The 13,839-nt window shown below is 66.7% G+C and carries 10 protein-coding genes; 9 read left to right on the top strand and 1 reads right to left on the bottom strand.

From position 1 onward, the window contains the following. The first annotated feature begins 130 nt into the window (after positions 1-130). Genes GJ695_RS25660 through GJ695_RS25650 form a run of 3 tightly spaced genes read left to right on the top strand, consistent with a single transcriptional unit; the run spans position 131 to position 2,963 of the window. Positions 131-838, top strand: a complete 708-nt coding sequence (locus tag GJ695_RS25660) for a gluconate 2-dehydrogenase subunit 3 family protein (protein ID WP_154369831.1) — start codon at positions 131-133, stop codon at positions 836-838. Between the two features lie 9 nt (positions 839-847). After that, positions 848-2,614, top strand: coding sequence for a GMC family oxidoreductase (locus GJ695_RS25655; protein ID WP_154369829.1), 1,767 nt, complete (start codon positions 848-850; stop codon positions 2,612-2,614). Beyond that, positions 2,607-2,963, top strand: coding sequence for a c-type cytochrome (locus tag GJ695_RS25650; protein WP_154369827.1), 357 nt, complete (start codon positions 2,607-2,609; stop codon positions 2,961-2,963). The genes GJ695_RS25655 and GJ695_RS25650 overlap by 8 nt, the downstream gene beginning before the upstream one ends. Before the next feature lie 49 nt (positions 2,964-3,012). Here GJ695_RS25650 and GJ695_RS25645 read toward each other — a convergent pair whose 3' ends face one another. Further along, positions 3,013-4,962: a phosphatase PAP2 family protein gene (locus tag GJ695_RS25645; protein WP_154369825.1), complete on the bottom strand. Its 1,950-nt coding sequence runs from the start codon at positions 4,960-4,962 to the stop codon at positions 3,013-3,015. A 226-nt stretch (positions 4,963-5,188) separates the two neighbouring features. Here GJ695_RS25645 and GJ695_RS25640 point away from each other — a divergent pair, with 226 nt between their 5' ends. The 6 genes from GJ695_RS25640 (at position 5,189) to GJ695_RS25615 (ending at position 13,828) form a co-directional block, all read left to right on the top strand. Beyond that, positions 5,189-5,659 (top strand): (2Fe-2S)-binding protein, encoded by a 471-nt coding sequence (locus tag GJ695_RS25640; protein WP_154357550.1) that lies wholly within the window; start codon positions 5,189-5,191, stop codon positions 5,657-5,659. A 2-nt stretch (positions 5,660-5,661) separates the two neighbouring features. After that, positions 5,662-7,815 carry a xanthine dehydrogenase family protein molybdopterin-binding subunit gene (locus GJ695_RS25635; protein WP_154369824.1) on the top strand — a complete coding sequence of 718 codons (2,154 nt, stop codon included), beginning with the start codon at positions 5,662-5,664 and terminating at the stop codon, positions 7,813-7,815. Between the two features lie 35 nt (positions 7,816-7,850). Then, positions 7,851-8,198 carry a cation efflux protein, CzcI family gene (gene czcI / locus GJ695_RS25630; RefSeq protein WP_166455339.1) on the top strand — a complete coding sequence of 116 codons (348 nt, stop codon included), beginning with the start codon at positions 7,851-7,853 and terminating at the stop codon, positions 8,196-8,198. 68 nt (positions 8,199-8,266) lie between these two features. Further along, a complete protein-coding gene (locus GJ695_RS25625; protein WP_154369822.1) occupies positions 8,267-9,487 on the top strand; it encodes a TolC family protein in 1,221 nt (406 codons plus the stop codon). After that, positions 9,480-10,709 (top strand): efflux RND transporter periplasmic adaptor subunit, encoded by a 1,230-nt coding sequence (locus GJ695_RS25620; RefSeq protein WP_154369820.1) that lies wholly within the window; start codon positions 9,480-9,482, stop codon positions 10,707-10,709. Before GJ695_RS25625 ends, GJ695_RS25620 begins: the two co-directional genes overlap by 8 nt. Positions 10,710-10,723: 14 nt before the next feature. After that, the gene (locus GJ695_RS25615; RefSeq protein ID WP_154369817.1) at positions 10,724-13,828 is read left to right on the top strand and encodes an efflux RND transporter permease subunit; all 3,105 of its coding nucleotides are present in this window, start codon (positions 10,724-10,726) and stop codon (positions 13,826-13,828) included. The last annotated feature ends 11 nt before the right edge of the window (positions 13,829-13,839 follow it).

The raw sequence follows: 13,839 nt of genomic DNA, 5'->3' as shown, positions 1-13,839 counted from the left end.
TATGGAAACACTACTGGTAGTAAAAGTTTTGTATCCAGATTGATACAATTTGTAATCTTCCTGGTGATTGCCTTGTGGAAATAATGTCGTAGCATCGACCGTTTCCCCTGTGACCATCCGGAGCCCTGCCATGAGTGATACCCGCGATCAGCACCCCCGGCGCGACTTCCTGTTGCGCTCCCTGGCCGCCGGCGCCAGCGCCGCCAGCCTTCCCCTTACCAGCGCCACGGCCGCGCCGACGCCAACGCCCGCCGCCGCGCCGGCCGGCTATCTGTGGCTGCGACCCGACGAACAGGTGTTTGTCGAAGCGCTGGTCAACCACATGTGCCCGGCCGACGGCGTGACGCCGGACGGCGTCACGCTGGGGCTGGCCGTGTTCTACGACCGCGCGCTGGGCGGCAACTGGGGCCAGGGCGACCGGCTCTACCTGCAGGGACCGTTCAAGCAGGGCAGCGCCAACCAGGGCTACCAGCTCGGCATGACGCCGGCCCAGCTGTTCCGCGCCGGCACCGAGGGCGTGGCCGACTATTGCCGCGCCACCCACGGCAAGCCGTTCGATCGCCTGCCGGCCGATGTGCGCGAAGCGTTGCTCAAGGATCTGCAGTCCGGCAAGGCGGCGCTGCCCAACGGCGTGCCGTCGGCCGTGTATTTTGCCCAGCTGTTGCAGATGTTCTATGAAGCCATGTTTGCCGATCCGATCTATGGCGGCAACCAGGACAAGCAGGGCTGGAAGCTGGTCGGCTATCCCGGCGTGAACACGGCCAACAAGGTCAACATCGTCAAGTACGCCAACAAGCCCTACCGTCCCGAACCGGCAGGCATTGCCGACCTCAGCTAAGGAGCACGCATGAAGACTTACAAGGAAGTGGATGTGGTGCTGGTCGGCGGCGGCTGGACCGGCGGCATTCTGGGCAAGGAATTTTCCGAAGCCGGCATGACGGTGGTGTGCCTGGAGCGCGGCGGTCCGCACACGGCCGACGACTTCAGCGTGCCGCGCATGCGCGACGAGCTAGCCGTGGGCCAGCGCATGTCGATGATGGTCAATACCACCGACAACACCGAAACCGTGCGCAACAAGAGCGCCGAGACGGCGCTGCCGTACCGCCGCCTCGGCTCCTACCTGATGGGCACCGGCGTCGGCGGCGCCAGCACGCACTGGAACGGCCACACCTGGCGCTGGAACGACAACGATTTTCAGATCCGCAGCAAGTACGAGGCCAAATACGGCAAGCACTACATCCCCGCCGACATGACCATCCAGGACTGGGGCGTGACTTACGCCGAGCTGGAGCCGTACTACGACAAGTTCGAGAAGGTGGCCGGCATCTCGGCCAAGGCCGGCAACGTGCAGGGCCGCAAGATCGCCGGCGGCAATGTGTTCGAGGCGCCGCGCCGCAACGAGTATCCGATGCCGCCGCTGGTGTACGGTTACGCCGGCGACCTGTTCGCGGAGGCGGCCGGCAAGATGGGCTATCACCCGTTCCCGCGTCCCACCGCGAATGCTTCGGTGCCGTACACCAATCCGGACGGCGTCAAGTTCGGCGAGTGCCAGTACTGCGGCCACTGCGAGCGCTTTGGCTGCGAAGCCAACGCCAAGGGCGGCGCGCAGATGACGGTGATTCCGGCGGCGCTGCGCCAGAGCACTTTCGAGCTGCGCACCTATGCGTGGGTGACCAAGGTCGAGCGCGACGCTTCCGGCAAGAAGGCCACCGGCGTCACCTACACCAACACCGTCACCGGCGAGGAATGCTTCCAGCCGGCCAAGCTGGTGGTGCTGTGCGCTTTCGGTCTGAACAATGTGCACCTGATGATGTTGTCGGGCATCGGCGAGATCTACGATCCGGTGTCGGGCAAGGGCCTGCTGGGCAAGAACTACTGTTACCAGACCGGCAGCGCGGCCATGCTGTTCTTCGAGGACAAGCACTTCCATCCGTACATGGCGACCGCCGGCATCGGCGCCATCATGGACGACTTCCACGGCAACTGGGACTTCGACCGCGCGCCGTTCGGCTTCGTCGGCGGCTCGACCGTGGGCACCGCCATGTACGGCGGCCGGCCGATCCAGTGGCATCCGACGCCGGCCGGCACGCCGGCCTGGGGCAGCGCCTGGAAGCAGGAGACCGCCAAGTGGTACGACCGCAGCATGAACATCACCGCCACCGGCACCGTGATGCCGTTCCGCGGCAACTACCTCGATCTCGATCCGACCTACCGCAACCGCTTCGGCGCGCCGCTGATGCGCATGACCTTCGACTACCAGGACAACGAGCGCAAGATTTCAGCGCACTCGGCCGACGTCATCAACCGCATCGCCGCCGCGCTCAATCCGACCCATCTGAGCAAGGCCACCGCGCGCCAGTCGTGGAGCAGCGTGCCCTACCAGAGCACCCACAACACGGGCGGCACCATCATGGGCACGCATCCGGGCAACTCGGTGACCAACAAGTATGGCCAGGTGTGGCAGGTCGACAACCTGTTCATCATGGGAGCGTCGCTGTTCCCGCACAACTCGGCCTATAACCCCACCGGTCCGGTGGCGGCGATCGCCTACATGGCGGCCGACATCATCAAGAACGTCTACGTCAAGCAACCGGGGAAACTGATCCATGCGTAATGTACTGACCGCCGGGCTGCTGTGCCTGGCTGCTGCCAGCGTTGGCGCCCAGGATCTGGGCAAGAAGACTTTCGAGCAGTGCGTGGCCTGCCACTCGCTGCAGGCCGGCGAGAACGGCATCGGCCCGACGCTGCACGGCCTGCTGGGCAGCACTGCCGGCACGGTCGAAGGCTTCCGCTTTTCCGGACCGATGAAACGCAGCGGCATCGTCTGGGATGAAAAGAACCTGGCCGAGTTCCTGCGCAATCCGCAGGCGCTGGTGCCCAACACCCGCATGCCGTTTTCCGGCCTCACCGACGAGGCCGCGCTGAAGGCGCTGGTGGGCTATCTGGCCGCAGCGACCAAATAGCCCGTCATTCCCGCCTACGCGGCGGTCCGCCGATGCGGAATGACTGGGGTCAGCTGCCCAGCGTCAGGGTCAGCGTGGTGGCGCCGTAGGTTGGCGTCACCGTGCTGAAACCGTCCACCGTGATGGTGGTGAACTTGCCCTGCAGGTTGCCGGCCGTGATCACGGTCAGCACGTCGCCCGCCTTCGGCTTGTAGCCGTTGGCGAACTTCACGTGCAGCGTGCCGCCGGCCAGGGTGGCGGTGCCGGCCACGGTCAGGCTGCCTTGGCTGCCGGCGGCGGCGCCGCCCAGATCCAGCTCCAGCGTGGTGCTGCCGGAGAGCTGGGTGTACTTGGCCAGTTGCAGCGCGGCCGGTGCGTTGGCCACCAGCGTGCCGCCGCTCACGTACACATCACCCTTGCCGAACGCGGCCACCGAGTCGCCCTGCAGCGCGCCGGCGGTCAGCTCGGTGCCGCCGGTCCAGCTGTTGGCGCCGGCCAGCTTCAGCGTGCCCGTGCCTTGCTTGACCAGCTTGCCCGCGCCGCTGATGTCGTTGCGCCAGCGGTCCACGGCATTGAAGCCGCCCTTGCTGGCATCCATGACGATGGTGACATTGCCGCTGAACGAGGCATAGCCGTCTGCCGCCGCGAACAGGTTCAGGCGGCCCCAGCCTTCAGCATCGTCCATCACCGGGTAGCCGGAGGCCAGCGCGGTGGTTTTCAGCACCACGCGGCGCTGGGCATCCGTCAGGTAAGGCTGGCGCGTCTCCAGCAGCACTTCGGCGCCTTTCGGCACGGCGACAGCGGCATTGGTGGCGGCGATCTGCGCGAAGCCGAAGGTGCTGCGGCGCAGGTAGTTGGCCTTGTTGGTGGCGTAGTCGGCGAAGCGGTCGTTGGCCGTCGTGCCCGACTGCGCGTAGGCGGCGAAGGTGTCGGCGGTGGTGCTGGTGGCGGCCATCAGCGCGGTGTGCGCCTGGGTCACGGCGGCGGCCTTCTTGGCGGCGTTGGCCGGATCGGCCAGGTTGGCGGCGGCGCTGGCGATGCCGAGCATGCGGCCGCTGACCACGTCCAGCGGCGAGTGCATGCCGGCCAGGATGCGCATCTCGCCCAGCTCCAGGCCACGGCTCAACATTTCCTGATAGCGTTCCGGCACGGCGTAGGCCATGGCGACGGCGTCGCGCACGGCTTCGGCCGTGTGGCCGCTGGTGTAGCCGCCGTCGGTGGCCGGCGTGGTGCTCTTGGCCGGGACCAGCGCCGGCAGCAGCTGCACGCTGGTGCTCCAGCGGAACGGGCGGGCATATTTGTAGAAGCGCTTGGCCGGTTCGGTCGAGGCGTTGTTGCCGACCAGGTTGACCAGGTCGACCACGCTGCCGAAGCTGGCGTTGGCCGTGCCGCCGACACCGGTGTTGTTGCCGCCGTCGTTGTACAGCACGGTGGTGGCGTCGGCCGCCACGCTGGTGATGGTGGTGGTCTGCTGGGCGGCGGCGCGCCAGGCGCTGGTCAATGGACCCATGCCGTCGGTGATGCTGTAGCCTTTGCCGCGGCGGTCATCCAGATACGCTTGCACGGCCTGGTCGGCGGTGCGGTTGGCGGTGGCTTTGACCACGTAGTCGATATTGGCCTGGTGCACGGCGGCGTTGAGCACGGTGCCGTCCGGCGTGCCGTCGCCCGGTACACCGGTCCAGGTGGAGGTGACCACGGCCGGGAAGCTGCCGTTGGCCGGTGCGGTGACGCCGGCGTCGACGATCTGCGTCAGCGGTTTCCAGATCGACAGGAAGCCGCCGAGGATGCGCACGCCGGCGTTGGTGTCGAGCGTGGCGTAGCGGGCGTCGCCGCGCTGGTTGGTGGCGACGGTGTCGACAAAGGCGGTGGCCGACGGCACGGCCACGGTTTCAGCCGCACCCTGGTCGGCCGGCGCGGCCGGGATCACCAATGGTTGGTCTTGGTCGGAACCGCCGCAAGCGCTCAGGGCGGCGGCGATGCTCAGGGCCAGAATCAGGGGGCGGGCGGGAAGCAGGTACATGGCAGTGGTCCGTAGTTGGAAAAAGGCCACAGGGTAATGAGCGGATATGACGTGTTTGTTACGCATTTCGCATGGGATCGCTTCCAGCGAAAAATATTATCCCAGCCATGGAAAAAGTTATAGCGGCGGTCAATTTACAACCACTGGTTGTTTCTGTATCTCCAAAGGCTAATGTCATCTGGCGAACATACGTGGCTATAGTGGGGTTTTGACTAGGGAGCCTTCGATGATCAAGCTGACGATTAACGGCAAGCCGCGCGCGTTCGACGTGCCCGGCGACATGCCGCTGCTGTGGGTGCTGCGCGACGAGGCGCACATGACAGGCACCAAGTTCGGATGCGGCATGGCGCTGTGCGGCGCCTGCACCGTGCACATCGACGGCGAGGCCACGCGCTCCTGCGTGCTGCCGGTATCGGCGGTGGCCGGCAAGCACGTCACCACCATCGAGGGCATCGGCGCCACGCCGGCCGGCAAGGCGACGCAGGCCGCATGGCTGAAAGTGGAGGTGGTGCAGTGCGGCTACTGTCAATCCGGGCAGATCATGTCGGCCTGCGCGCTGCTGGCCAAGAACCACCAGCCCACCGACGCCGAGATCGACGACGCCATGTCCGGCAATATCTGCCGATGTGGCACCTACAGCCGCATCCGCGCGGCGATCAAGGATGCCGCCGCCTCGCCGCTGCTGAAGGGAGCCTGAGCATGAACACTCCCTACGCACCAGGCGCGGTGTCGCGCCGCAGTTTCCTCAAAGTGGCCGCCGCCGCGGGCGGCGGTTTGATGGTCGGCTTCTGGCCCGGCCAGGGCATGGCGGCAGCGGCCGGCGCGCCGGCCGATCTGAATGCCTTCATCGCCATCGGCGCCGACGACCGCATCGTGCTGACCATGCCGAAAGTGGAAATGGGCCAGGGCACCTACACCTCGGTGCCCATGCTGATCGCCGAGGAGCTGGAAGTCGATATGAGCCAGATCGAGGTGCGCCATGCGCCGCCCGACGCCAAGGTCTACGGCGCACCGTTCGGCGACCAGTTCACCGGCGGCTCGCTGACCATTCGTCTTCTCTATGAACCGATGCGCCAGACCGGCGCCGCCGCGCGCATGGTGCTGGTGCAGGCCGCCGCCGATGGCTGGCAGGTGGCGCCGGACAGCTGCCGCGCCGAACGCGGTGAGGTGGTGCACACGGCCAGCGGCCGCCGCGTCAAATACGGCCAACTGGTGGCGGCTGCAGCCAAGCTGCCGGCGCCGGAAAAGATCGCGCTCAAGCAGCCCAAGGATTTCAAGCTGGTCGGCCAGCCGGCCAAGCGCCTGGATGCCAAGGGCAAGACCGACGGCAGCGCGATGTTCGGCATCGACGCGCAGGTGAAGGGCATGAAGGTGGCGGTGGTGGCGGCCAGTCCGGTCATCGGCGGCAAGCTCAAATCGGTCAACGACGCCAAGGCGCGCAAGCTGCGCGGCGTGCGCCAGATCGTCAAGCTGGATAACGCGGTGGCGGTGGTGGCGGACAACTACTGGTACGCCAAGCAGGGCCTGGCCGCGCTGGACATCAAGTGGGACGAAGGCCAGTACGCCAAGTTGGGCACCGACGATGTGCGCAAGCTGATGGTGGCGGCGCTGCAGAAGCCCGGCCACATCGCCCGCAACGACGGCGACGCCCTGAAGGCGCTGGCGGCCGACGGCCAGCGGATCGAGGCGCTGTACGTCAATCCGATGCTGGCGCATGCCACCATGGAGCCGATGAACTGCACCGTACACGTCAAGGGCGACGGCACGGCCGAGATCTGGACCGGTTCCCAGGTGCCGGCCCGTGCGCGCGACGACGCCGCCAAGGTGCTGGGCCTGGCGCCGGAGAAGGTCACGCTGCACAACCACTACATCGGCGGCGGTTTCGGCCGGCGTCTGTACACCGATTACGTGGTGCAGGCGGCGGCGGTGGCCAGGCAGGTCAAGTCGCCGGTCAAGCTGGTGTGGAGCCGCGAGGAGGATATCCAGCATTGCCTGCTGCGCGGGATGTATGCGCATTCGGTGTCGGCGTCGCTGGGCAAGGATGGCAAGCCGCTGGCGTTCTCGCACAAGATCGCCGGGCCGTCGAACCTGGCGTCGTTCGCGCCCGGCTGGCTGAAGGACGGCCTGGATATCGACAACGTCGAAGGCTCGGACGTGTTCTCCTACGATATCCCGAACATGCGCAGCGAGTACACGCAGGAGGACGGCCCGGTGCCGACCGCGTTCTGGCGCGGTGTCGGCCCGACCCGCAACATGACGGTGCTGGAAAGCTTCATGGACGAACTGGCGCTGAAGGTGGGGCAGGACCCGCTGGTCTACCGCCTGTCGCTGTTGGACAAGCAGCCGCGCGCGGCGCAGGTGCTGAAGGTGGCGGCCGAGCGGGCCGGCTGGGGCACGCCGCTGCCGCCTCGCTCGGGACGTGGCATCGCCCTGATGCGCTCGTGGGGCACCTATCTGGCGCAGGTGGTTGACGTGGCGGTCAGCGATGACGGCGAAGTGACCGTCAAGCGCGTGGTGTGCGCGGTCGATTGCGGCCAGGTGGTCAATCCGGACACGGTGGCGGCGCAGATCCAGAGCGGCATCAACTTCGGCCTGACGGCGGGGCTGTTTGGCGTCATCACGCTGAAGGATGGCCGCGTCGAGCAAAGCAACTTCCACGACTATCCGATCCTGCGCATGAGCCAGGCGCCGCGGATCGACGTGGTGCTGGTGCCGAGCAGCGAGGCGCCGGGCGGCATCGGCGAGCCGGGGACGGCCGGCGTGGGCGCGGCGCTGACCAACGCGGTGTTTGCCGCCACCGGTGTGCGCGTGCGCGAGCTGCCGCTGCGAGCGGAGATGCTGAAGAAGGCGTAAAAGCATGGTCGGCGGCGGGCTGCTACAATAGTCTGGTGAAAAAGCTATTGCTCATCCTGCTGCTGACCATTCTGCCGATCCAGTATTCCTGGTCGATGGCGGCCGTCTATTGCCAGCACGAGTCCAGCAAGAGCACGCACTTCGGTCACCATGGTCATCAGCACCAGGCGCAAGCCGGTGACGACGATGCCGGCAAGAGCAAGCCGGGCAAGCTGCATGGCGATTGCGAAGTCTGTCATCACGCGGTGCAGGCTTCGCTGCCGGGCGCCGATGCCGTATTGACTGTGGCGCCGGTCGCCATCTATGCGCCGCCGGGCGCCCTGCACTACCACTCCTATATCGCTGACGGGCCGCCACGGCCCAACTGGTCCTTCGTCGCCTGACGCGGCGAGGCCTGAGCTTTTTTCCTTCACGTCTCGTCGAATTCCTATCCTGTTAATCGGAGAATTCGATGTTCAAATTTGTTTTGCCGCTATGGTTAGCGGCATGGCCTGCCTATGCGCAGGCCGTTGAGGAGCCGTCGGCGCCGTTGACGTTATCGGCGGCGCTGGCGCTGGCCGACGATGGCAACGCCGACCTGGCGGCGGCCCGTCATGAGTTGCTGGCGGAGGACGGCGCGGTGCGGCAGGCCGGCCTGCTGCCCAATCCTTCCCTGTCGCTGGAGCGCGTCGATACGCGGCGCGATACGCGTGAAACCACCTTGCAGTTAAGCCAGCCGCTGGAACTGGGCGGCAAGCGCGCGGCGCGCGTGCAGGCGGCGCAGCGCGGCCGTGAAGGTGCGGCCGCATGGCTGCTGCAACGCCGCGCCGAGGTGCGCGCGGAGACGGCGGCGGCGTGGTTCGCTGTGCTGGCTGCGCAAGAGCAGTTGCGTCTGGCGCAGCAGGCGTCCGAGCTGGCGCAGCGCGCTGCTGCGGCGACCGGACGGCGGGTGGTGGCTGGCAAGGTGTCGCCGGTGGAGCAGACGCGCGCGCAGGTGGCGGCGTCCACGGTCGGGCTGGAGCTGATTCGTGCGCGCAGTGCGTTGGCGACGGCGCGCGTGCGGTTGGCGGCGTTGTGGGGGAATCCGTCGCCACGTTTCGAGCAGGTGGCGGGCGAGATCGCCGCGCTGCCCGAGTTGCCGTCGATGGCGGAGCAGCGCGCCTTGCTGGCGCAGGCGCCTGCCATGCAGGTGGCGCGCGCTGAACTGTCGCGGCGGCAGGCGTTGACGCAGGTGGAGTTGTCGCGCCGCGTGCCCGATGTGGCGCTGACGGTGGGCAGCAAGCGTTCGGAGGAACTGGGACGCACGCAGGCGGTGTTTGGCGTGTCGCTGCCGTTGCCGCTGTTCGACCGCAATCAGGGCGCGGTGCTGGCAGCCGCGCGGCGCGTCGACCAGGCGCGCGATGGCGTGGCGGCGACGGCGGCGCGGCTGGAGGCCGAACTGGTGGCCGCGCGTGAGGAATATGCGGCGGCGCGCGCGCAGGCGCTGGCGCTGCGGGAGGAGATTCTGCCGGGCGCGCAAAGTGCCTACGAGGCGGCCAGCACCGGCTTCGATTACGGCAAGTTCGGCTTCCTCGACGTGCTTGATGCGCAGCGCACGCTGTTGCAGGCGCAGTCCCACTACCTCACCACCTTGGCCGACGCGCATCGCGCGCAGGCAGCCATCGCGCGCCTTCTCGGAGCAGAGCATGAATAAGAAGCAGACCATCACCATTACCGCCATGGCCGCCGTCGCGCTGCTGTTGGCGACCCTCATCCTCAAACCGCGCGCCGACGACGCACACAACGATGACGGCCATGCCGATGCGCCAGCCGCCGGCACCGTCAGTGCCGCCGATGCAGCGCCGGCCGGCGCCCGCAGCGCCGCATCGTCCGCCGCCAGCGCGCCGGAGACCATCACGTTGAGCGCTGCGCAGATTCAGGCCGCCGGCATCGTGCTGGCCACCGCCGCGCCGGCGCAGATTAGCACCATCCTGACGCTGCCCGGCGAAATCCGCTTCAACGACGACCGTACCGCCCACGTGGTGCCCAAGCTGGCCGGCGTGGTGGTCGCCGTGCACGCGGAACTGGGCCAGACCGTCCAGCGCGGCCAACTGCTGGCGGTGCTGGCCAGCAGCGCCCTGTCCGAGCAGCGCAGCGAACTGCTGTCCGCCCAACGCCGGCTGGCGCTGGCCCGCACCACGCTGGAACGCGAACACAAACTGTGGCAAGACAAAATCTCCGCCGAACAGGACTACCTGCAAGCCAAACAGGCAATGAGCGAAGCCGACATCGCCGTGCAGAACGCCCAGCAAAAACTTAGCGTGCTGGGCGCCGGTGCTGCGGCCGGCAAGCAGCTCAACCAACTGGAGCTGCGCGCGCCGTTCGCCGGCGTGGTGATGGAAAAGCACCTGGCGATGGGCGAGGCGATCAAGGAAGACGCCAACGTCTTCACCATCTCCGACTTGTCCACCGTGTGGGCCGACTTCGCCGTGCCGCCGCAAGACCTGAACCGCGTGCGCGTCGGCGAAACCGCCATCGTCCGCGCCGCCGCCTTCGCGGCGCAGGCCAGCGGCAAGATCACCTACGTCGGCGCGCTGCTCGGCGAGCAGACCCGCACCGCCACCGCCCGCGTGGCGCTGACGAACCCCGAACGCGCCTGGCGTCCCGGCCTGTTCGTCAACGTCGACGTACAGTCAGGAATGAGTGCCGCCGCAGTCACCGTGGCCGCAGACGCGCTGCAAACGATAGACGGCAGACCCGCCATCTTCGTGCGCACCGCCACAGGCTTCGAGGCACGGCCGGTAAGGCCGGGCCGCAGCGACGGCAAGCTGACCGAAATCCTGCGCGGCCTGACCACCGGTACATCCTACGCCGCCGCCAACAGCTACGTGCTGAAGGCGGAACTGGGCAAGGACAGCGCCGAACATGAACATTGATACGGGAGACCACCATGTTTGAACGTATCATCCGCTACGCCATCGCGCAGCGCTGGCTGGTCATGCTGCTGGTGGCTGCCATGGCCGCGCTGGGCGTCTACAGCTACCAGAAGCTGCCGATCGACGCCGTACCCGACATCACCAACGTGCAGGTGCAGATCAACACGGCGGCGCCGGGCTATTCACCGCTGGAGACCGAGCAGCGCATCACCTATCCACTGGAGACGGCGCTTTCCGGCCTGCCGCGCCTGGAGCAAACGCGTTCGCTGTCGCGCTACGGCCTGTCGCAGGTAACCGTCGTGTTCAAGGACGGCACCGACATCTACTTCGCGCGCCAGCTGGTCAGCGAACGGCTGCAACAGGCGCGCGCGCAACTGCCGGATGGAATCACGCCAGCCATGGGACCAGTGTCCAGCGGCCTCGGTGAAATCTACCTGTGGACGGTGGAAGCGCGGCCCGATGCCAGGAAGGCCGATGGCACGTCCTACACGCCGACCGACCTGCGCGAGATCCAGGACTGGATCGTCAAGCCGCAACTGCGCAATGTCGCCGGCGTCACCGAGATCAACGCCATCGGCGGCTACGCCAAGGAATACCACGTGGCGCCACAGCCGCAGCGGCTGGCGTCCTATGGCTTGACCTTGCGGGACGTGGTGCTGGCGCTGGAACGCAACAACGGCAACGCCGGCGCCGGCTACATCGAAAAGCGCGGCGAACAGCTGCTGGTGCGCGCGCCGGGCCAGGTGCGTTCGCTGGACGACATCCGCAACATCGTGCTGCGCAGCGTGAACGGCGTGCCGGTGCGAGTGCGCGACGTCGCCGAAGTGGACATCGGCCGCGAACTGCGCACCGGCGCCGCCACCGAAAACGGCCGCGAGGTGGTGCTGGGCACCGTCTTCATGCTGATCGGCCAGAACAGCCGCGCCGTGGCGCAGGCGGTGGACAAGCAGATGGCCGTCATCAACCGCAGCCTGCCGGTGGGCGTGGTGGCCGTCACCGTCTACGATCGCACGGCATTGGTGGACAAGGCCATCGGCACGGTCAAGCGCAATCTGCTGGAGGGCGCGGTGCTGGTCATCGCCGTGCTGTTCGTTTTCCTTGGCAACCTGCGCGCGGCGCTGATCACCGCCATGGTGATTCCGCTGGCCATGCTGTTCACCTTCAGCGGCATGGTGGCGTATCAGGTCAGCGCCAACCTGTTGAGCCTTGGCGCGCTGGACTTCGGCATTATCGTCGACGGCGCGGTGGTCATTGTCGAAAGCTGCGTGCGGCGTCTGGCGCACGCGCAGGCGTTGCAAGGCCGCGTGCTGACGCGCGCCGAAAGATTCGAGGCGGTGTTCGCGGCTGCACAGGAGTCGCGCCGACCGCTGTTGTTCGGACAGCTGATCATCATGGTGGTCTACCTGCCGATTTTCGCGCTGACCGGCGTCGAAGGCCGCATGTTCCATCCAATGGCGTTGACGGTGGTGATGGCGCTGGCTGGCGCCATGATCCTGTCGATTACCTTCATACCCGCTGCCGTGGCGCTATTCATTGGCGACAAGGTGGTGGAGAAGCCGGCGCATCGCATGCAGCGTTGGTACGGCGCGTTGCTGGAACGCGCGCTGGCCAACGCGCCGGTGGTGTTGAGCTTTGCCGGCATTGCGGTGGCGCTGTCGCTGCTGTTGGCGACGCGCATGGGCAGCGAGTTCGTGCCATCACTGAACGAAGGTGACATCGCCATGCAGGCTTTGCGCATCCCCGGAACCAGCCTGACGCAATCGGTGGCGATGCAGCAGCAGATCGAGCTGACACTGATGCGCAAATTCCCCGAGATTGAGCGCGTGTTCGCGCGCACCGGCACGGCGGAAATCGCCTCCGATCCGATGCCGCCGAATATCTCGGACGGCTACATCATGCTCAAGCCGGAAGCGCAGTGGCCTAAACCGAAGAAAACGCGCGCGCAGCTGCTGGCGGCCATCCAGTCCACGGTGGCGCAAATCCCCGGCAACGCGTATGAGTTTTCGCAGCCGATCCAGCTGCGTTTCAACGAGCTGATATCGGGTGTACGCAGCGATGTGGCGGTGAAGTTGTTCGGTGACGATGCGGAGGTGCTGGACGCCACCGCCGCGCGCATCGCCGCCATGCTGGGCAAGGTCGACGGCGCGCAGGAGGTGAAGGTGGAGCAGACCAGCGGCTTGCCGGTGCTGACGGTGGACATAGACCGCGCCCAGACGGCGCGCTATGGCCTGAACATCAGCGACGTGCAGCAGGTGGTGGCGACGGCCATCGGCGGCCAGCAGGCCGGCACCATGTTCGAGGGCGACCGCCGTTTCGACATTGTGGTGCGCTTGCCGGATGCGCTGCGTGGCGATCTGGAGGCGCTGCGGCGCTTGCCGTTGCCGCTGCCAGGTGGTGCGCATTTCATTCCGTTGGGTGAGGTGGCGACGTTTAACGTTGCGCCGGGGCCGAATCAGATCAGCCGGGAGAACGGCAAGCGGCGGGTAGTCATCAGCGCCAATGTGCGCGGGCGGGATATTGGATCGTTTGTGGCCGAGGCGGAGCGGCGGTTGCAGGAGGTGCGGATTCCGGCTGGGTACTGGACCAGCTGGGGAGGGCAGTTCGAGCAGCTGCAATCGGCGTCGCAACGTTTGCGGATTGTGGTGCCGGCGGCGCTGGCGCTGGTGATGCTGCTGCTGTTTGCGATGTTCGGTAATCTGAAGGATGGTTTACTGGTGTTCAGCGGCATACCGTTTGCGTTGACCGGCGGCCTGGCGGCGCTGGCGATGCGCGGGATACCGTTGTCGATATCGGCGGCGGTGGGATTTATCGCCTTGTCTGGCGTGGCAGTGTTGAATGGGCTGGTGCTGATTGCGGCCATTCGCAAGTTGCGGGAGGAGGGGCGCAGCGTGGAGCAGGCGATCCGGGAAGGTGCGTTGGAGCGCTTGCGGCCGGTGATGATGACGGCGCTGGTGGCGTCGCTGGGGTTCATCCCCATGGCGATTGCCACCGGAACCGGCGCCGAAGTGCAGCGCCCCCTGGCCACGGTGGTTATCGGGGGAATAATGTCGTCTACTGCGCTGACGTTGCTGGTATTGCCGCTGCTCTACCGTCGCATGCATCTACCCCGCAAGCTTTAGCTTCGACATCA

The sequence above is a fragment of the Duganella alba genome (assembly GCF_009674495.1).
In the GTDB taxonomy this organism is placed as follows: domain Bacteria; phylum Pseudomonadota; class Gammaproteobacteria; order Burkholderiales; family Burkholderiaceae_D; genus Rugamonas; species Rugamonas alba.
This window is presented reverse-complemented; position numbering and strand designations above follow the sequence as displayed.

Bases quoted from the DNA above. Each gene is read 5' to 3' on its own strand.
- GJ695_RS25660 (WP_154369831.1), top strand. From the start codon at position 131: ATGAGTGATACCCGCGATCAGCACCCCCGGCGCGACTTCCTGTTGCGC.
- GJ695_RS25655 (WP_154369829.1), top strand. From the start codon at position 848: ATGAAGACTTACAAGGAAGTGGATGTGGTGCTGGTCGGCGGCGGCTGG.
- GJ695_RS25650 (WP_154369827.1), top strand. From the start codon at position 2,607: ATGCGTAATGTACTGACCGCCGGGCTGCTGTGCCTGGCTGCTGCCAGC.
- GJ695_RS25645 (WP_154369825.1), bottom strand. From the start codon at position 4,962: ATGTACCTGCTTCCCGCCCGCCCCCTGATTCTGGCCCTGAGCATCGCC.
- GJ695_RS25640 (WP_154357550.1), top strand. From the start codon at position 5,189: ATGATCAAGCTGACGATTAACGGCAAGCCGCGCGCGTTCGACGTGCCC.
- GJ695_RS25635 (WP_154369824.1), top strand. From the start codon at position 5,662: ATGAACACTCCCTACGCACCAGGCGCGGTGTCGCGCCGCAGTTTCCTC.
- GJ695_RS25625 (WP_154369822.1), top strand. From the start codon at position 8,267: ATGTTCAAATTTGTTTTGCCGCTATGGTTAGCGGCATGGCCTGCCTAT.
- GJ695_RS25620 (WP_154369820.1), top strand. From the start codon at position 9,480: ATGAATAAGAAGCAGACCATCACCATTACCGCCATGGCCGCCGTCGCG.
- GJ695_RS25615 (WP_154369817.1), top strand. From the start codon at position 10,724: ATGTTTGAACGTATCATCCGCTACGCCATCGCGCAGCGCTGGCTGGTC.